The organism is Undibacterium sp. Ji42W (assembly GCF_049340405.1).
Lineage (GTDB): Bacteria > Pseudomonadota > Gammaproteobacteria > Burkholderiales > Burkholderiaceae_D > Undibacterium.
This window is the reverse complement of record NZ_JBMPOV010000014.1, coordinates 50,562-69,345: the sequence shown is the minus strand read 5'-3', so window position 1 is coordinate 69,345 and position 18,784 is coordinate 50,562. Positions and strand designations below refer to the sequence as shown.

21 protein-coding genes are annotated in these 18,784 nt (G+C 52.9%); 10 read left to right on the top strand and 11 right to left on the bottom strand.

Going from position 1 to position 18,784, the window contains the following annotated elements; all coding sequences use genetic code 11:
• Positions 1-153: 153 nt before the first annotated feature.
• The 6 genes from ACO0LG_RS25405 to ACO0LG_RS25380 all read right to left on the bottom strand — a co-directional run bounded on the left by ACO0LG_RS25405 (position 154) and on the right by ACO0LG_RS25380 (position 4,818).
• A complete protein-coding gene (locus tag ACO0LG_RS25405; protein WP_423030855.1) occupies positions 154-945 on the bottom strand; it encodes a TIGR00266 family protein in 792 nt (263 codons plus the stop codon).
• A gap of 147 nt (positions 946-1,092) precedes the next feature.
• A complete protein-coding gene (locus ACO0LG_RS25400) occupies positions 1,093-1,641 on the bottom strand; it encodes a cysteine hydrolase family protein (RefSeq protein WP_423030699.1) in 549 nt (182 codons plus the stop codon).
• A 19-nt stretch (positions 1,642-1,660) separates the two neighbouring features.
• Entirely contained in the window at positions 1,661-2,410 is a 750-nt protein-coding gene (locus ACO0LG_RS25395) for a metallophosphoesterase family protein (RefSeq protein ID WP_423030697.1), read from the bottom strand.
• A gap of 31 nt (positions 2,411-2,441) precedes the next feature.
• The gene (locus tag ACO0LG_RS25390) at positions 2,442-2,969 is read right to left on the bottom strand and encodes a GNAT family N-acetyltransferase (protein ID WP_423030695.1); all 528 of its coding nucleotides are present in this window, start codon (positions 2,967-2,969) and stop codon (positions 2,442-2,444) included.
• A gap of 35 nt (positions 2,970-3,004) precedes the next feature.
• Positions 3,005-3,562, bottom strand: coding sequence for a helix-turn-helix domain-containing protein (locus ACO0LG_RS25385; protein WP_423030693.1), 558 nt, complete (start codon positions 3,560-3,562; stop codon positions 3,005-3,007).
• 80 nt (positions 3,563-3,642) lie between these two features.
• Positions 3,643-4,818 (bottom strand): aminotransferase class V-fold PLP-dependent enzyme, encoded by a 1,176-nt coding sequence (locus tag ACO0LG_RS25380; RefSeq protein ID WP_423030691.1) that lies wholly within the window; start codon positions 4,816-4,818, stop codon positions 3,643-3,645.
• Between the two features lie 206 nt (positions 4,819-5,024).
• Here ACO0LG_RS25380 and ACO0LG_RS25375 point away from each other — a divergent pair, with 206 nt between their 5' ends.
• Positions 5,025-6,035: a M14 family zinc carboxypeptidase gene (locus tag ACO0LG_RS25375; protein ID WP_423030689.1), complete on the top strand. Its 1,011-nt coding sequence runs from the start codon at positions 5,025-5,027 to the stop codon at positions 6,033-6,035.
• Complete coding sequence (locus tag ACO0LG_RS25370; protein WP_423030687.1) at positions 6,032-6,820, top strand: alpha/beta fold hydrolase; 789 nt, start codon at positions 6,032-6,034, stop codon at positions 6,818-6,820. Before ACO0LG_RS25375 ends, ACO0LG_RS25370 begins: the two co-directional genes overlap by 4 nt.
• Here the strand turns inward: ACO0LG_RS25370 and ACO0LG_RS25365 are convergent.
• Positions 6,783-7,697, bottom strand: a complete 915-nt coding sequence (locus ACO0LG_RS25365; RefSeq protein WP_423030685.1) for a LysR family transcriptional regulator — start codon at positions 7,695-7,697, stop codon at positions 6,783-6,785. The two genes, ACO0LG_RS25370 and ACO0LG_RS25365, sit on opposite strands and share 38 nt — an antisense overlap.
• 130 nt (positions 7,698-7,827) lie before the next feature.
• Between ACO0LG_RS25365 and gstA the strand changes: the two genes are divergently transcribed.
• From gstA to ACO0LG_RS25335, 6 genes are all read left to right on the top strand, one after another.
• The gene (gene gstA / locus ACO0LG_RS25360) at positions 7,828-8,433 is read left to right on the top strand and encodes a glutathione transferase GstA (protein WP_423030683.1); all 606 of its coding nucleotides are present in this window, start codon (positions 7,828-7,830) and stop codon (positions 8,431-8,433) included.
• Positions 8,434-8,531: 98 nt separating this feature from the next.
• Complete coding sequence (locus ACO0LG_RS25355; RefSeq protein WP_423030681.1) at positions 8,532-8,909, top strand: nuclear transport factor 2 family protein; 378 nt, start codon at positions 8,532-8,534, stop codon at positions 8,907-8,909.
• A 10-nt stretch (positions 8,910-8,919) separates the two neighbouring features.
• Complete coding sequence (locus ACO0LG_RS25350) at positions 8,920-9,093, top strand: hypothetical protein (protein WP_423030679.1); 174 nt, start codon at positions 8,920-8,922, stop codon at positions 9,091-9,093.
• A 662-nt stretch (positions 9,094-9,755) separates the two neighbouring features.
• Entirely contained in the window at positions 9,756-10,733 is a 978-nt protein-coding gene (egtD, locus tag ACO0LG_RS25345; RefSeq protein WP_423030677.1) for an L-histidine N(alpha)-methyltransferase, read from the top strand.
• The gene (egtB, locus tag ACO0LG_RS25340; RefSeq protein ID WP_423030675.1) at positions 10,696-11,964 is read left to right on the top strand and encodes an ergothioneine biosynthesis protein EgtB; all 1,269 of its coding nucleotides are present in this window, start codon (positions 10,696-10,698) and stop codon (positions 11,962-11,964) included. Before egtD ends, egtB begins: the two co-directional genes overlap by 38 nt.
• 4 nt (positions 11,965-11,968) lie before the next feature.
• Positions 11,969-12,259 (top strand): DUF427 domain-containing protein, encoded by a 291-nt coding sequence (locus tag ACO0LG_RS25335; RefSeq protein WP_423030673.1) that lies wholly within the window; start codon positions 11,969-11,971, stop codon positions 12,257-12,259.
• Positions 12,260-12,309: 50 nt separating this feature from the next.
• Here ACO0LG_RS25335 and ACO0LG_RS25330 read toward each other — a convergent pair whose 3' ends face one another.
• The 3 genes from ACO0LG_RS25330 to ACO0LG_RS25320 form a co-directional block, all read right to left on the bottom strand.
• Positions 12,310-13,224 carry a hydroxymethylglutaryl-CoA lyase gene (locus ACO0LG_RS25330; RefSeq protein WP_423030671.1) on the bottom strand — a complete coding sequence of 305 codons (915 nt, stop codon included), beginning with the start codon at positions 13,222-13,224 and terminating at the stop codon, positions 12,310-12,312.
• A gap of 95 nt (positions 13,225-13,319) precedes the next feature.
• Positions 13,320-14,219, bottom strand: coding sequence for a fatty acid desaturase family protein (locus ACO0LG_RS25325; RefSeq protein WP_423030669.1), 900 nt, complete (start codon positions 14,217-14,219; stop codon positions 13,320-13,322).
• Positions 14,220-14,233: 14 nt separating this feature from the next.
• Positions 14,234-14,764, bottom strand: coding sequence for a hypothetical protein (locus ACO0LG_RS25320; protein WP_423030667.1), 531 nt, complete (start codon positions 14,762-14,764; stop codon positions 14,234-14,236).
• Between the two features lie 207 nt (positions 14,765-14,971).
• On the opposite strand from ACO0LG_RS25320, the gene ACO0LG_RS25315 reads away from it, so the two are divergent.
• Complete coding sequence (locus ACO0LG_RS25315; protein WP_423030665.1) at positions 14,972-16,852, top strand: ATP-binding protein; 1,881 nt, start codon at positions 14,972-14,974, stop codon at positions 16,850-16,852.
• A 4-nt stretch (positions 16,853-16,856) separates the two neighbouring features.
• Positions 16,857-18,203 (top strand): sigma-54-dependent transcriptional regulator, encoded by a 1,347-nt coding sequence (locus tag ACO0LG_RS25310; RefSeq protein WP_423030663.1) that lies wholly within the window; start codon positions 16,857-16,859, stop codon positions 18,201-18,203.
• A gap of 149 nt (positions 18,204-18,352) precedes the next feature.
• Here the strand turns inward: ACO0LG_RS25310 and ACO0LG_RS25305 are convergent, their stop codons facing one another.
• Positions 18,353-18,784, bottom strand: a complete 432-nt coding sequence (locus ACO0LG_RS25305) for a chemotaxis protein CheW (RefSeq protein ID WP_423030661.1) — start codon at positions 18,782-18,784, stop codon at positions 18,353-18,355.

The window sequence follows — 18,784 nt, the reverse complement described above, 5'->3', positions numbered from 1 at the left end:
TAAATTTGCTGAATCAAAGTAGTAATCCGCTATAAGCTCGAAGATAGACAGGAGTAAGCCGAATTTAGTTCCGGCAAAGATTCTTTATCCAGTCAAAAAATAAAAGCCCGCTTATGCAGAACATAAGCGGGCTGGTCTCACAAAGAAAACGGTTTATTCTTTTTCAAACAAATTGCCAAGACCACCGAGTACCGAGCCTTGCTCACCGCCATGGCTGCCGCCGACTTTTGATGCACCAACAATACGGTTAGCCAGACGTGCCAAAGGCAGAGATTGCAGCCAGACTTTGCCAGGGCCGCGCAGGTGGGCAAAGAATATGCCTTCACCGCCGAACAAGGCTGTTTTAACGCCGCCGACAAACTTGATGTCGAAATCCACTTCCTGGGTAAAAGCCACGACGCAGCCACTATCAACGCGCAGGGTCTGGCCGGGATGCAGGGTCTTTTCTATGATGGCGCCACCTGCGTGCACAAATGCCAGGCCATCGCCTTCGAGTTTTTGCAGGATAAAGCCTTCGCCGCCAAAGAAGCCGGCGCCCAGGCGTTTTTGAAAGGCGATGCCCAGTGACACGCCTTTGGCGGCACAAAGGAAGGCATCTTTCTGGCACAGCAGGGTGCCACCGAGTTGATCCAGATGCATGGGGATGATCTTGCCAGGATATGCTGCACCGAAGGCGACTTTTCTCTTACCTGCGCCACCGTTCATGAAGACCGTGGTGAACAGGGATTCACCCGTCACGAGGCGTTTGCCAGCACCCAGCAATTTGCCGAAGATGCCTGTCTGACCAGCAGAACCATCACCAAAGATGGTTTCCATCTGTATGTCGTCTTCCATGTAGAACATGGTCCCGGCTTCACCTATGGCGGCTTCGCCTGGGTCAAGTTCAACTTCGACGAATTGCATATCGTCGCCAAAAATTTCGTAATCTATGACATCCATCGCCATGATAGTTCCCATACTGTAAATTAATCCGCAGACCCATGCGGCAGTGCTGGGCATTTTATGAAATTTTTAGCTACAGGGGTAGAGCTAAGCAGCGGTAATCTTTGATGGAAATTACCGCTGCAAATACCGAAGATAGCAAGATCGTATTTAGTGCAGCAACTCAGCAGTATCAAGCACGGTGGCATATTCCCCCTGCAAATTGCTCAGTGCATTGATGTGCACTTCTTCTGCCGTCTGCGGCTTGCCACGCAAATCCAATCGGTCAAAACTGAAGCAGGCATCGGCCACTACCGTGGTGTTAAACCCGAGGTTACCAGCACTGCGGGCTGTTGCCTCGACTGAATTATTGGTGCTGACACCGACGATGACCAGGTCTTTGATGGCACGCACATGCAGCCAGCGCTCTAGCCCTGTATGAGCGAAGGCATCTGTCACATTTTTTTCGACTACATGTTCACTGGCAAGTGGCAGCAAATTCTCTTGAAACTCATTACCTGGCTGACCCGGCCAGAATAATGAACCTGGTGAACGCGACATGTGTCTGACAAATACCACGGACCTGCCAGCTTCACGCCAGGCCAGCAGCAACTGACGTATATTTTCTTCAGCGCCGGGGTTATTTCTAGGGCCAGCTTCTGGGGTAGCCATGCCACGCTGCATGTCGATGATGATGAGTGCCGTATTTTGATTTTTCATAAGTATTTTTGAGACTGACCTACTGGATGACTGAGTGACTGACTTGATTCACGTAACCACTTTGCAAGGCACTGACCCAGTCTTCACGCCCACGCAAGGCCGCAAGTTCTGCCATGTGTTGCCAGGCATACGGAACATTGATCAGGCTTTCTGTCCAGCCATGCTGCCTCTTTTCCAGGATGGCATAACGCGCATCGGGTGAGCCTGACTCTATCTTGTGCGGGTAAGGGTAATCATATTCATAGGCAGGGTGACCAACGCTGCCAGGATTGACAATAAGCTGACCAGTGGCTGTACGCACACTGCGGGCGACGTGGCTATGGCCACAGGCGATGACAGTTGAGGTCTGCTGTCCAAGCCTGTCTTCAATTTCTTGCGCAGTGGCGTTCCTGTCTGCCACCTGCAGCAAGGTCGTGGTGTCACTGGCTGGTGTGCCATGACAGAGCAAGACTTCTGCATTCAATTGCAGTACTGGCTTCAAACCCGCCATCCATGCTTTTTGTTCTGTCGTGGTTTGCTGGTGCGCATACTTATCGCCAGAGCCCGAATGCTCATTCAATTCCAGTATCTGGCGTTCATGATTTCCAGCCAGATGTACCCAACCATCTTGCGCCATCAGGAAATCCGCTGTCTCTTTTGGCAGCAAGGGGCCGGACAGGCTATCGCCCAGATTGACGACCTGATCAGCACCACGCAAGCGCAGATCAACAGCTACTGCCTCAAGTGCGGCCAGATTACCGTGTATATCTGAAATCACTGCGATGCGCATTTGCTTTACTCCGCTCTATCTGCTGAATCTGCTAAATCTGCTTGTGAAAAAAAGTCGTCCCGCAAAATTCGCCATCCGGCATCAGGGCATAATTGGGTACCACGCCTACCTTTTGCCAGCCTGCACGTTCATACAGGCGTTCGGCATCACCGCCAGTGACTGTATCAAGCACCAACACGGTCTTGCCTTCTGTTTTGGCAGCTTGCTCAACTGCCGCCATGAGTGCCTGTGCAATGCCCTTGCGACGCGCCCTCCTGTGTACCAGCATCTTGGCGACATCGGCGCGGTGCGGCTGGTTGTCTGGCATGGCGGTAATTAATTGTACCGTGCCCAAGATATCACCACTGTCATCCCTGGCAACCAGCAAGACCCGCTCCTTGCACGCCACGCCTTCAGCCACGCCCTGCCAGAATTGCAGCGCACGTTCGCGTGGCAAAGGCCACATGAAACTGACAGATGCACCACCGGCTACACAGTCCGTCAATACCTCGGTCAATGCAGCTATATTCGCCTGCGCTGCTGCGGCATCGAGAATCTGGATGTGGACTTGCTCGGACATGATGTACTCCATGAGTTGAAAACTGAAAGAGGCCGCTACTTGCACAGCGCCACGAGATAACGGGCCGTAATTTTTCCAGGATTATGGAAGGTGATAGGTTTATCCAGGCCCATGGAAAGACAATCGCCAGTCTGCAAGTCCCAGACCTGCTCTCCAACGGAGAGACGCATCTGGCCCGCCATTATCCAGACTTGCTGCTGTATATCGACATCACGGTGGAAACTGTCATAGCGCACGGTTTGCTCCGCCGGGAATTCAACTTCGACCAGTTGCAGGGGCGAAGGCACGCCAGGGGAGAGATTGCGACGCCTGTAGCCGGAATCAGGATCAGTCCAACATACCTGCTCGGCCAGACGCGAGACTGGCAAAGCTGCGGCAGCAGGCGTGCTGTCCTCAAAAAGGGACGCCAGCGTCACCCCCAGGCCCACAGCCAGCTTGTCTAACGCGGCAGCAGTGGGGCTACTCTCGCCCCTCTCTATGAGCGAAATATTCGAACGGCTGACGCCGCTGCGCTTGGCCAGCGCATCGAGCGAGAGTTTTTGCTGATCGCGCAAGTTTCGCACCCTGCGGGCAATAATCGTATTGATATCCATAATTTCCATTATATAGGATAATTAAATCCTGTAAAATGGAAATTATTTCGTTACTCCCTTGCGACTACATCCAGCCGTGATCAGGCTTGCGTCAGCTGTTTGATCGCTACCACCAGCTTGTCGAGGTCTTCCAGACTAGTATACAGATGCGGCGTCACCCTGACGATGTCATGCCCATCCAGATCGCGCGTGACAGTGAATATCTTGTGCTCGCGCATGAGGTAATCGACAATCGCATGTCCAGAATTGCCAGCGATACCAAACCCTGCAATCGCGCAAGAGCGTTGCGGGTCCGTCGGTGTCATGATGCGCACATCGGGCAAGCCACGTACCTGATTGACCCAGTATTGCGTCAGGTAGCGCAGGCGCGCCTCCTTGTTGGCCGAACCTATGGATGCATGAAATTGCAGCGCATCCAGCACCGTCAGGATATTTGCTGGCGGCACCGTACCAACTTGCGTGAATTTGAAAATTTCATTGTCGGCAAATTTGGCATTGCCAAACAACGGCGCAATATCCACGACCCGGTTCTTGCGTATATACAGCATGCCCACGCCCAGCGGCACACCCAGCCATTTGTGCAAATTCACGGCGACAAAATCAGCCCCCAACTCAGTCATGCGATAGTTCAGATGAGCAAAGGAATGCGCCGCATCAACCATGACATCAACACCGTGACGTTTCGCCATGGCAGTGATTTTGGCAACTGGCATGATCTGCCCTGTCCTGTGCACGATATGGGTGACCAGCATCAGCTTGGTTTTGGGTGTAATTGCCTGCTCATACTGGGCCACGATTCCTTCATCACTGACAGGGTCGAAAGGTAATTGCAAATGCCGCAGTTGTATCTGCTTGCGCTGTTCCAGCATCAGCAAAGTATCAATGACGAGATCGTAATCATGGGTAGCGAGGATGACTTCATCCCCCGCCTGCAAGGGATAACCTTGCAACAGAATATTCATGCCCTCAATCAGATTGCGGGTCAGTACCAGCTCGCCCTCATCCACGCCACAAAAATCCTTGAGAGCCTGCATGACTTGCACAAACATCGGCGCATAACGCACCCGCAAGAAATACGAAGTCTCGGCATTCACCTGCGCCTGGTAACGCTGGAAAGCTTCAAATACAGGCTGCGCCTGCACGCCGAAATAGCCGTTTTCCAAGTTAATAAAATCTGGTGAGACTGTGTACTGGTCACGGATATCTGACCAGTAGGCCTCATCATCAGCAGCGATAGTTTTCAATTGACTCGACAAAAGCAACTCCTTCAATTCGTTTGATTTGTGTAAATCCTGTGCGCCATTCTATATGCAGAAGCCGGGATGCATGAAAAGTTCCCCCGTGCGCCTAAATGCTGTCATGTGTTGGTCATAATTGCCGAGTTTGATGTCTACGGCGCTTGTTTCTTGCATTCTGTCTATAGCTCCTCTAGCATGGCGTGGTTAACTTTTAAGCGCGCGCCATGTCTGCATTGCCTGAACTGAATGAACTGGAACGCATTATCGCCCTTGGCCGCGGACAACTGGAGGTGGATGTCTTGTGCGAGGTCGCCGTCAAGAGCAGGCAATTCCCGGTCTATAAACTGGCGCTCGGCAATCCTGATCCCAGCTTGCCCGCCATCGGTTTTTTTGGTGGTATCCATGGGCTGGAACGCATAGGCACGCAAGTCTTGCTGACTTTCCTGCGCGGCCTGCTGACACGGTTGTCCTGGGACAAGAGCCTGCAACACATGTTGCAGGATGTGCGCCTGGTGTTCATGCCGCTGATTAATCCGGGTGGCATGTGGCAGGCGACGCGTTGCAACCCCAGCGGCGTCGATCTGATGCGCAATGCGCCGGTCGAAGCGCAAGACAAGGTGCCTTTCCTGCTCGGTGGACATCGCTATAGCCCGCGCCTGCCCTGGTACCGCGGTGCCGCCGGTGCAGAGATGGAAGCAGAGAACCTTGCGCTATGTCGCACTGTGCAACAGGAATTGCTGGCCCGCCCTTTCAGCATGGCGATAGATTGCCACTCTGGCTTTGGCTTGCGTGACCGCGTCTGGTTCCCGCATGCACACAGCGTGCATCCCATCGACCATCTGGCCGACATCCTGGCGCTGGAAGAATTATTTGAACAAACCCATCCCAATCATTCTTATCTGTTCGAGCCGCAAAGCCTGCAATACCGCACCCATGGGGATGTCTGGGATTACCTGTATTTACAGGCTCAGCAGGACAGCAGTAAAACCTTTTTACCACTGACGCTGGAAATGGGGTCATGGCTATGGGTCAAGAAAAACCCGCGCCAGTTATTTTCGCGGCATGGCATGTTCAACCCGGTAGCACAGCACAGGCTGAGCCGCGTGTTGCGCAGGCATAGTTCCTGGCTGGATTTCCTGATGCGGGCAACTTGCGGCCATGCGCAATGGCTGGCGCAAGGTCCTACCCGCTTGCGTTTGCAAGAGCGCGCCGTGGCTCGCTGGTACAGGCCATGACAACCTGGATATTATTGCGTGGCCTGATGCGCGAAAGCCGGCATTGGGGAGATTTTCCTGCGCGCTTCCAGCAGGCGGTGGAAGCTGAACGTTTGCTGTGCCTGGATTTTCCTGGCAACGGGCAATTACATGCGGAGCATAGTCTGACCATGGTAGACGCAATGGCAGATCATTGCCACCTGCAATTGCAGGTAGAAGGGATAGCAGAACCTGTGCATGTACTGGCAGTTTCACTAGGGGCGATGGTAGCACTGGCCTGGGCCGATAAATACCCGAATGATATGCAGCGCATGGTGCTGATCAATACCAGCGTGGCACCGCATAATCCTTTTTACCATAGGCTGAGGCCGTCAAATTATCCTGCGCTGATTACGACCATGTTATTTGGTTCGAACATGCAACGCGAAAATCTGATTCTGCATATCACCAGCAATTTACAAACTGCAGAGCAGGCCAAAGAGATCATCACGCGCTGGACAGCATATGCGCAGGAAATGCCTATTAGCGTTGGCAACATCCTGCGACAATTGCTGGCCGCCATGCGCTTTCGTGCGCCACCCTATTCGGGCAAAGTTCCGCTGCTCTTGCTGGCGGGAGAGCAGGACAAACTCGTCAATGCAGCTTGCTCACGCAAACTGGCAAGTTTATGGCATTGCCCTCTGTACTTGCATCCCACGGCAGGCCATGACTTGCCGCTCGATGATGCGGACTGGGTCATGCAACAAGTTTTGAACTGGCAGGTGGATGTCAATTTTGCGCCAGCTCTGCCACCAGAAAATCAATGAACACCCTGACGCGCAAGGGCAGGTGCCGGTCACGCGGATAGAGTAACGAAAATGGTCGGGTGCGCCCTTCGAATTCTTGCAGCACTTCGACCATGCGACCCGTACGCAAATCATCTTCGACCATGAAGCGGGAAGCCTGCAACAGGCCAGCGCCATTTTTTGCGAGGGTGATGATGCCCAGCAAATCTTCTGAACAGGTCAGGCCACCTTTGGTCGGCCAATCGACATCCTGATCATCGCGCCTGAATATCCAGACGATGTTTTGCCCGGCACTGGGCAAGACAAATTGCAGGCATTCATGCCTGTCCAGGTCTTCCAGCCTGGTCGGTACACCAAAACGCTGCAGGTATTCTGGCGTGGCACAGACGACAATTTCAGTATCTTCAAGGCGGCGCGCAATCATGCCTGAATCCGGCGGGTTACGGCCTCGTATGACCAGATCAAAGCCATCGGCGGTCAGATCGACATTGCGGTTGCTGAGTTGCAAATCCAGTTTGACCAGCGGGTATAGTTGGCGAAACTTTGCCAGCAGAGGCAGCACCCGGTAATGTCCATAAGGTGTGGGCATGCTGATGCGCACCAGGCCAGCGGGTTGCATCTGCTGACCAGACACCTCGCGCTCGGCCTCCACCAACTGGTTCAGCGCCTGCCGGCACTGTACAAAATAGGCACGCCCGGCCTCGGTCAACCGCAATTGCCGCGTGGTGCGCACAAACAGGCGGACACCTATACGCTCTTCCAGCCGGGCGATCGAACGGCTGACCGCCGCTGGCGTCAGGCCTGCCGCATTAGCCGCATCCTTGAAGCTTTCCAGCTCTGCTGCCAGGCAAAACAATTCTATGCTGCCTAGCAATACATCCGCAAAATGTCGATTCACATTACACCATGTAATTTATAAAGTAACTTTCGCCTAGTTTATCAACTATTTCGTTTGGCATAGTATGCCGTCACGCCTTGTTGATCAAGGCAGTGCCGCCAGTCAAACCCCTTTATCGAAAGCCCAAACCATGAAACTCTATTTCTCCCCCGGTGCCTGCTCTTTGTCTCCACATATCATCCTGCGTGAAGCTGGCCTGGATTTCACTTTGCAAAAAGTTGATACCTATGTTCACAAAACTGCCGATGGAGTGGATTTCTACACCATCAATCCCAAAGGCCAGGTGCCCACGGTAGAACTTGATAATGACGAAATACTGACTGAAGGTTCCATCATTGCCCAGTACATTGCTGAAAACGCAGAAAACCGCGATCTGTTGCCAGCATCCGGCCTCGCACGTTACCGCGTGCTTGAGTGGCAAAACTACATCAGCTCAGAATTGCACAAGTCCTTCGCACCACTGTTTGATGCTGACATGCCTGCCGAAGGCAAGACGCGTGTCGCAGAACTTTTGCGCAAAAAATTCGCCTGGATCGACAGCCGCCTCGAAGGCCGCACTTACCTGACCGGTGACACCTTTACCGTCGCCGACGCTTATCTGTTCACCGTCAGCGGCTGGAGCAAACATGTGAACCTTGATATCAGTGACTTTACCCACCTGCAAAAATTTCTCGCCAGCGTCAAGGCCAGGCCGCATGTACAAGCTGCACTGAAAGCAGAAGGCTTGCCTGCCTGAATCTGAAACGAAAGCCACATCGGCAAAAAATCCCGAAACAGCAGACAATACGGTAGCTCATGGATGACGCTACCGTATTCACATTGAGAAAGGCAACAATGGAAACTGCATACCCCGACATTATCGCCATGCTGAACCGCTACTTCGATGGTCTGTACCACAGCGACACCAGCATACTCGCCCAGGTATTCCACCCCGAAGCCCATTACTACTGCGCCACCGAAGGCCACCTACTGCACCTGGACATGCAGCAATACTTCCCCGTCGTCGATAAACGCCCCGCCCCCGCCAGCAAAAATGAAACCCGCCGCGACCGCATCGTCTCCCTGGAAATGGCAGGCCCGGTCACCGCCTTCGCCCGCGTCGAATGCGCAATTGCCAACAAGTTTTTTACTGATTTTTTAACGCTGGTAAAACTGGATGGCAGGTGGCAGATTGTGAGTAAGGTGTTTCATTTTGAGTTGATGGATGCCTGAATAAAATCAATTGGTTTTCAAAAATATGGACTCAGGTCGTGTTGACGTTGCTTTTGGCCTTGGTGTTGCTTTTGACCTTGACGTTGTTTTTGACATTGCCTTTGATTTTTTGCAGTTCCCATGTGTAGCCGCCGTTTGTGCAGTACAGAAAATGGATCAAGAAGAGCCGCTGTCTGAGGTGTAGCAGGGGTTTCGTGGTGCATGCACCACGCCTGCGTAACGGCAATCGCTTGCAAGCGATTGTGCGCCCTGCAAGGGAAGCGAGTTTCGGATCTTCCCATTTTTTGTACTGCACAAACGGAAACCCCTTTAGGGGCGGCTATGCCTGGGTCGCCTTTTTGGCACACCTTTTTGGCGAAGTAAAAAGGTGTGTAGCTGCCGGTCTACCACCGGCCTGCACTCGCAAATAACTTGTGAAGGTATTTGATAGCGAAGACTTGAGCAATACGAATCTGATATTAAAAGCTGCACCAGTATGCAAGAACGTCGCTGGATTCCAGCCAAAAACACGCTGGAATGACGCTAACTGAGGTTTCACTAATCTAAGGGCTCGCAGCCAGGTCAGATTCTAGCTCAATCTGCATTACGAGCTACTCTGGCAAACTGCTGAAAGGCATACGCATAAACTACGTTATTGAGATTACCCCACTTTGTAGGAAAATCACCCGAAAAAACACCGTCCCAAGATTTTTCAAACAATAAGTTGTACACTGTGCCACACCAGAGTCCACAACAAGACTCACAGGCAAGCTCCGCATAATGCGGGCCGAAAGCAAGGCCGTATTAAGTATCAAGCACAGACCAAAACCTGTTGGCCTGCCGATTGAATTTCTTAGCCCCAACACCATGCCCGAATCCAATAGCCTGGCTAACACGGCCAACAGCTTCTCTAGTGCACGCACCACAGCACCCCATATTATCCGCGAGCTGGAAAACGGCCTGCTTGCAGACGCCGCCCATACCTCACCCAAGTATTTTTATGATGCGGTAGGCTCAGTCCTTTTTGAAGCCATTTGCGTATTGCCGGAATATTATCCCACCCGCACTGAAGCAGAAATTTTTACGCAACACATGGGCGATATGGCACGGGTCATTGGTCTGGGTGGCAGCCTGATTGATCTGGGTGCAGGTAATTGCGCCAAGGCAGCGCGGCTGTTCCAAGTGCTGCATCCTGACCAATATGTGCCGATTGATATTTCTGTCCATCATTTGCAGGATGCGGTGCGCCGCCTGCAACAGCGCTTCCCGCATATTGAGATGACGGCGCTGGGGCTGGATCTGGCACAGGACTGGAAACTGCCTGCAGAAGTAAGGCGTGACAAACGCCTGTTCTTTTATCCCGGGTCATCCATAGGTAATTTTGAACCGGAAGAGGCACTGGCATTTCTGTGCCATTTGCGTGCGGCGTGTGACAATGATGCGGGCATACTGATAGGTGTAGATCTGATCAAGGACAAAGCCCTGCTGGATGCCGCCTATGCCGACAGCCTGGGTGTTACCTCGGCCTTTAACCTGAATTTGTTACGCCACATCAATCATTTGCTGCATTCTGATTTTGATGTCAATCAATGGCAGCATGAGGCTTTTTTCAATACAGAAAAATCCCGCATAGAAATGCATTTGCGCGCCAGGGAAAATATCCAGGTCAACTGGCCGGGTGGGCAAAGAAATTTTATCAAGGGTGAACACATACACACGGAAAACAGCTATAAATACAGCATACAGGGCTTTAATGCCTTGCTGGCCGATGCTGGTTTTTCCCATAGCTGTCACTGGACGGACAAAAATGAATGGTTCGCCGTTATCCATGCCAAAGCTGCTTGATCCTCTCACAGACCTTGGGCAAAACCTGCAACAGGCAGGTACAGTTGAACGCTGGCAAGCAATCCGCCTGCGCTCAGTCGCGATTGCTGCGCCTCTTTCTGCCGAGGATTGCATTGCGCAATCCATGCCCGACGCCAGCCCCATTAAATGGCATCTGGCGCATACGACATGGTTTTTCGAGACCTTTATCCTTGAACAGTTTGAAGACGACTTCCAGGCTTTTCACACTGACTTCCGGGTACTCTTTAATTCCTATTACAACGGTGTCGGTGACAAACACCCGCGTGCGCAACGTGGCTTGCTGACACGGCCATCGCTGGACACTGTGCTGGCCTACAGGCGCAATGTCGATGAACGCATGCTGCGTTGCCAGGACAAGCTCAACGATGCCCGCTTTGCCTCGCTGCTGGAGCTGGGCATGCAACATGAACAGCAGCACCAGGAACTGATGCTGACGGACATCAAGCATCTGCTGTCATGCAATCCTTTATTCCCGGCTTTGTATCCAGCAGCAGACATGCGCAAACCCATGCCCGCCTCCAGCACCCTGAGCTGGCAAGACTATGATGCCTGCCTGTGCGAAATTGGGCATGAGGGCAAGGGCTTTTCCTTTGATAATGAAGGGCCGCGCCATCGTCAGTTTCTGGAGCCTTTCCAGCTCGCGACGCGCTTGACCAGCAATGCTGAATACCTGGAGTTCATAGAAGATGGCGGCTACCAGAATCCCGCCCTGTGGCTGGCAGAAGGTTGGGACTGGGTGCAGCAACAGGACCTGCGTCACCCACTGTACTGGCGTTATGATTTCCAGCAAAACTGGCAGGAATTTGGCCTGCATGGCTTGCTACCGCTGAATCCACAGCAGGCGCTGGGCCACATCTCTTATTTCGAAGCCAGCGCCTTTGCGACCTGGGCAGGAGCACGCCTGCCTACCGAAGCAGAGTGGGAATATGCGGCACAACAGCATGAACTCGAAGGCCAGCTAAGCCAGTTATTTGATCATTGCTGGCAATGGACCAGCAGCAGCTATAGTCCCTACCCCGGCTTTGTCCCCGCTGCAGGTGCAGTGGGTGAATACAATGGCAAATTCATGGTCAACCAATATGTTTTGCGCGGCTCTTCTGCCTTTACCCCGGCAGGCCATAGCCGCAACACTTACCGGAATTTTTTCCCGGCAACCGCACGCTGGCAACTGACAGGCTTGCGCCTGGCCCGGTCACTTATTGAGGAGTAATTTCATGCCTACCGCAAAATGGAAAGATACCGTCATTGCCCAGGCCAGTGATGGCGAGATTGTGAAGCTCGAAGGCAATATCTATTTCCCTAAAAAAAGCGTCAATCCTGAACACTTGCGTGACAGTGACAAACACACAGTTTGTCCATGGAAAGGCACAGCCAGCTATTACGATGTCGTGGTCAATGGTGAAGTGAACTCAGGTGCTGCCTGGTATTACCCAGAGCCCAAGGATGCGGCGAAAGAAATAAACGGATTCATCGCCTTTTGGCGCGGGGTAGAAGTTTCTGCCTGAACATGACATCATGCAAGCACAACTCGCTTGCATGATAGGCGACATTAGTTTTAGCCCAGACGTTTCGCCGCCAAAGCATTACCAGCACGGCTAACCGCCTTGCGCCCAAGATGGGCAGAAATGAATTGCCCTGCATCCACCACGGTATTCAAGTCTATGGCGGTTTGTATGCCCAGACCCTGCATGAGAAAGAGTACATCTTCTGTCGATACATTGCCGGTTGCACCTTTGGCATACGGGCAACCACCGAGACCGGCAACGGAAGAATGAAAAATGGAAATACCAACTTCCAGGCTCGCATAGATATTCGCCAGCGCCTGACCGTAGGTATCATGAAAATGGCCGGATAAAGCCGCAACGGGAAAATCCTGTGCGACGCGCTGCATGACGTTCTGCACTTGCCGCGCCGTGCCTACGCCTATGGTGTCAGCGATGTCGATTTCATCGCAACCGAGATCACGCAAACGCTGTACCACGTCAGAAACACTATCAACAGCAACTTCACCCTGATAAGGACAACCGAAAGCGCAAGAGATACTGCCGCGCAAGCGTATCTTGTTTGCTTTTGCGGCTTCGGCCACTTCGCGGAAACGTTCTATTGACTCTGCAATCGAGCAATTGATGTTTTTTTGCGCAAAGGCTTCGGAGGCTGAACTGAAAATAACTACTTCATCAGCACCGGCTGCCAGTGCTGCTTCAAAGCCTTTCATATTCGGCGTCAGTACAGAATAGATGACACCAGGCTTGCGTGTAATGCCTGCCATGACCTCTGCCGAGGTTGCCATTTGTGGCACCCATTTGGGCGAGACAAAAGAGGCTGCTTCTATATTCACAAAGCCAGCCGCGGTCAGACGGTTCACCAGTTCTATCTTGACGTCGGCGGGTATACTTTCTTTTTCATTTTGCAAGCCGTCACGCGGGCCTACTTCGACGATTTTGACTTGCTTGGGCAGTGATGCGTTCATGTTGTTTTTCCTTGGAAGGCAATAGCACCATTTTACCCCCAAGCTGGCGAAAGCCTGAACTCACCCCGTATTTCTACTTGTGCCAAAAGACCAACTCAAACCACATGCAATACCGCAACACCCAACTTATCGAAATACGGATCCAGCCTGCCTGCCAGTTGCGGCAAGTTATAGCTGGGCACTTGCGGGTACAGATGGTGTTCAAGATGATAAGAAAGATTGAACAACAAAGCCGGTATGATCTTGCCACGCAAGCTCCTGGCTTGACCCAGTATGCGGCTGTCAGGCTTGAAGTGTGGCAACCAGGCAGTAGTGACAGGATACAGGCAAGAACCTATGTACATGAATACGCAATAAGTCAGCGGCGCAGCAGTCCAGGGCAAAACAAATATGGCAATCACAATTCCGAGAATGGCAACGCACAGTTCGGCCAGCATCCAACGCCTTTGCACCGGGTTTTTGGCGAGCCGGTAAGCATGCAGCCAATGACGGGCCAGATAGGTAGGCCCGGCTTTCAGCGCGCCCAACAAACTCAGGTGTGCAGGGCTACCTTCAAAATCATCATGCTCCAGGCAATGGCTATGGTGGTACAGATGCGCCTGGCGGAAGGCGTGACCACTTTCCAGCAAGAGGATACTCATGGCAAACAATACCCATTCTGTGCTGCGCGGCTTGAAACCGGCAGCGCCATGCAATACATCGTGGGTGAAAGTCACCGAGACCAGAAAATGCAAGACGAAAACCAGCGGCAGCAAGAGGTAATACTGCATGGAGAAAACCATGGCATAGACAGCCAGGGTCAGTAGTGGCAGCACTGGCCAGATCAGGCTTTGTAATTTGCTGGCATTCAACAAGTCCAGCCCCAGGCTGCTCAGATTCGGCAAGCCAGCCTGGCGACGGTTGAGCGTGCTTGTGGCAGTATGTTCGCGGGATGCGACTGCACTACGGTGAGCTCCAGGAAATGCCGTCTTAGTCAGGGTAGCACTATGGTTCATGTTCATACTCCTGATCAGAGGTGCCGCAAGTTAATGACAGAAAAGATAATGTAGGCAGTCACTATCAGGCCGCTATATCTGTCTTTCAAACCCCAACGCTTAAGTGCATAGTTGATTGCTCCTTTTAAGTGCCGCACAAAAGAAAATGGCATAGTCAATAAAGGATATAAAAACAGCAGTGCCAGCCATCTGACATCAGGTACAAGCAACAGCCAACCAGCGAAGTTAGCCAATGCCAAACGGTAACCTGTCAGGAGAAAATCATGACGCGGGCTCAGAGGATGCGGACGAAAACCCATGACATGCATGGAAAAAATAAAATTTTTATGTTTGACTTTGGGCAAACCAAACAGCATTAACGACAAAATCCCGTGTGCGACAAAAAACCCAAAACCCGCCAGTATTGCAAGAAAGTGATTTTTCTGTAAAAAAAACTGCACTACAGGTGTAACGACCATGGCCCACGCCAGGCATCGGTTGAACCTGACCCAGTTAGCCTTGCTCAGTAAACTGAAATGTGTGAATCTGGAAGTAAATGCATTCATGATTTTTGCAGTGCTTGCTTGTTTCCGTTTTTTTGGAGTGGCAGGTATGAAAACTGCCTGTCCCTTTGTTCGCAAGCTGCGTGCCAGTCAAAGATCTTTCATAAGCCCTTGTTTCTTAAGGAAATTTAATTTATGCCTCAGTAAAACTGTAAGCTTGCTATATAGTTGACTGAAATTTGCTATCAAGATGCTTAACAGCTATCAGCCATGAATGCCTACGGACTTTATTTTTTCTCGCTCGCCTTGCAGGGCGCCATCAGCCCCTTGCTGGCCATCTGGCTGTGGGTAAAGGCAGGGCAACAGCCAGGTATGAAGGCGCTGGCGCTGTTTTGCGTGAGCATAGGCCTGTGGGCGACAGGCCAACTGGCCATCAATCTGGGCGATGCCAGGATCAGTGAACTGGGCAAGATACTGGTCAATACCGGCCCTGTGAATGCCGTGTTCTTCCTGCATTTTGTATTGCGCTTTTTGGGTCGTTTACGGCCTGCTCATATCATTGCCTGGTATGCAGCGGCGCTCATCCTGATGCTGGGCATTGCCATCTTTGATATGGGCAGTCTCTTGCCCTGGCTGGAATTCCAGCGCTATTACGTGTTTCCAGCCTGGGGCTGGATACCCGGCATCTTTGTCAGTGGCCTGAGTACCTGGGCCTACCTGCTCTTGCTGATGGCATGGCCTGCGGCTGCCCCCAAGAAGCGCGGGCAAATCCTGGCAGTTTGCCTGGCCGGGGTATGGGGCTCGGCCTCCACACTCATGTTTTTAAATGCATCGTTTGGCATAGCCATCTTCCCGTATAGCGTTATCTTGCTGCCGTTTTATGCAGTCTTGCTGGTACTTGGCATCTTGCGTTATGACATGATGGCAGTGAACCTCTGGGCCAACCGCCTCCTGGCCTGGCTCGCCTTAAGTGTGTTGACGGTAGCCATTGCGGGTCTGGTGCTGAGCCTGGTGGCGCAAACCGGCTTTAGCCCACTGGCAGCTTTGCCACTGTGGCAGTTATGGTTATTGGGTACAGGCATGTTGTTCATCATGCTGATACTGGAAAGACCCATGCGCAGCTTCATGGAAAAACTGATCTTCCCCGGCGCGCATCTGGAAGCAGCAGTCCTGAGTAACTGGCGCTTGCAACTCGAAGCGGCGGCTAGCTGGCAAGAGCTGGAGGCGGTCGCCTCTGCATTGCTGGAAACCCATCTGCGCCAGCCCATGCCTGTCTTGCTGTTCCACGCTGGTGCACCCGACAGCAGCGCTGCTGAGCAAACCTGCGTCATCTGCTCCCGGCAGCAAGCACAGTCTGCCCACGCAGAATGGCATTACGAATTGCGTCACTGGGAAGGAGCAACCCCCAGTGTGCAAAGAGTGGGGGCAGTGTTTGGCGCCCTGCTGGCCGCCGCCGCCGGGCGACTCGAGCAATTATTGCGTTATGCCGATCAAGAAAAGCAGCGCCTGCAACAGGCACATCTGACGGAACTGGGTGGGCTGGCGGCCACCGTCGCCCATGAATTACGCAACCCCCTGAACATCATCAGCATGGCTGCCGTTTCTTGTCCTGCTGATGTACGAAATGACATACGCGAGCAGATAGAGAGAGCCGATCATCTGATACAGGATTTGCTCAGTTATTCCGGTGAGGTGCGCTTGAATTGCCAGTCAGTGGATATGGCAGAACTGATTAATCACATCGTGGCGCAACTTCGCCCTTCTGCCATGGCGAATGGTGTACAAATCAAGAGCGATATCGAAGAAAATTTACACGGCCATATAGACCACATGCGCACTGAGCAAATTCTGAACAACCTGCTCAACAATGCACTGGCGATGTTGCGCGGCAGAGCAGATGCCCGCATCCATATCGAAGCAGCTACAGACAAGCAGATGCTGAGGCTGCGCATCTGCGACAACGGCCCCGGCATACCGGCGGAACAGAAAGCCGATTTGTTCCAGGCTTTCAAGAGCCGCCGCCCTGGTGGCACAGGCCTGGGTCTGGCGATAGTGCGCAGGCTGGTGGAGGCCCATGGCGGCAGCGTTGCGCTGATCACTTATCCAGGCTGGAATTGCTGTTTTGAATTTTATCTACCCACATCACCATGACACCATGAGCATGCAAACTATTTTACTGGTCGATGATGAACCAGCCTTTCAACGCCTGTGTGGCAACTGGCTGGCCAGCCTCGGTTATATCGTCAAGGTCGCGGCCACGGCAGAACAGGTACATGCCTTGCTGGCGGAGAACAGCTTTGACCTGGTCTTGCTGGACCTGGCCTTGCCGCCTACGTTTACACCAGATGAAGGCCTGGCGCTATTGCCAGCATTTGCACCTGTACCTGTGGTCGTCATGACTGGTCATGCAGACCGTGAACTGGCGCTGCGTGCCATAGGTCTGGGAGCATGGGATTTTTTGCCCAAGCCACTCGATCCCGATATCTTGCGCGTCGTGGTTGACCGCGCCCTCAACAAAAGCCGCCTGGAACGTGAACTCGTCGTATGGCGCGCCCGCGCTCTGCCAGACGACAATAGCATGGGCCTGATAGGCATCAGTACCGAGCTGGCGGAATTGCGTTCTTTGATACGCCGCATTGCACCTACCGACGTGCCCGTCATGATTACCGGCCCCAGCGGCACCGGCAAGGAGTTGGTAGCACGCGCCCTGCATGCCCAGGGCAAGCGTGCAAGTAAATCTTTTATCGCTGTGCATTGCGGTGCCATACCGGCAGAATTATTCGAGAGTGAATTATTTGGTCATTGCAAAGGCAGCTTCACTGGCGCCGACCGTGACCGCAAGGGCTTGATCGCTGCGGCTGATGGCGGCACGCTATTCCTTGATGAAGTAGGTGAAATGCCCCTGCCCATGCAAGTCAAGTTGCTGCGCTTCTTGCAGTCTGGCAGTTTCTTTCCCATAGGCGCACGCGCCGAATTACGTGTCGATGTGCGCATAGTCGCGGCCACGAATCGTGATCTGGCCGTCATGGTCGAAGAAAAAAGTTTCAGGGATGATTTGTATTACCGCCTCAAAGGCATACAGATGCGCACCCTGGCCCTGGCCGACAGGGCAGAAGATATTGCCCTGATAGCCCAGGCAATTGCGGCGAGATCAACGCCACCAAAACGCCTGACGGCTTCAGCGCAAGAGTGGCTGGTATCCCATGCTTGGCCTGGTAATGTCAGGGAATTGCAGCATTGCCTGCAAACGGCAATGGCACTGGCTGGTGAGATGAACGAGATCGTCGTCGATGACCTGGCACTGGCCTGTGGTGAAGTTGCAAGCGATGCGCCTGTGGTGGATACCGGTTTATTGGAGGAACAGGTGGCGGCTCTGGAAAAGCGCCTTATCGTCGGCGCTTTGAATGACAACCAGCATAACCATACGCATGCAGCAAAACAACTGGGTATATCCCGCGTAGGCTTGCTGAACAAGATGCGCAGGTATGGTTTGCGTGAGTAAGCAATGCATGCCAACTCTGTAGGAGCGGCTTCAGCCGCGAATCTTTGATCCTGAAAAAATGGCAGCCAAGGCAGATCGTTCGCGGCTAAAGCCGCTCCTACAAAATTCAGATGCCTGGTCACCAGCACTTTATCAACGCTTACTCAGCATTAATGTGCGGCAGAAAAAAGGCGGCTCAAATCCAGCACAGGTATGCTCTGCCCCTGTTGCTCAAAACAGGAAATCGCCATCCCTTCCCAGCCTGCTTCATCAAGACTGCTGGCCTGATTATCATCAACCAGCACACGTACCGGCGGTGCCGCGAGGTGTATCGCACCCAGTCCTGCGGTATTGCTGGCTGCATCATGGAAGGCCACCAAAGCGAGGATATTGCCAGTGCACGCCCTGCCCCCGAGGCGCACAGGGAGTTGCATGACGGGTACGGCACGTTTTTGCCAGAAGATGATCTCCCGCATGTGCGCGGGTGCGAGAGGCACCTCAAAGCTGTCCTGCGCATCCATGATTTGTATCAGTTCACGCTGGCCGATGGCGACTTGCCTGCCATCGCCTACGTCCAGTAACCAGGCATTTGCGCTAGACAT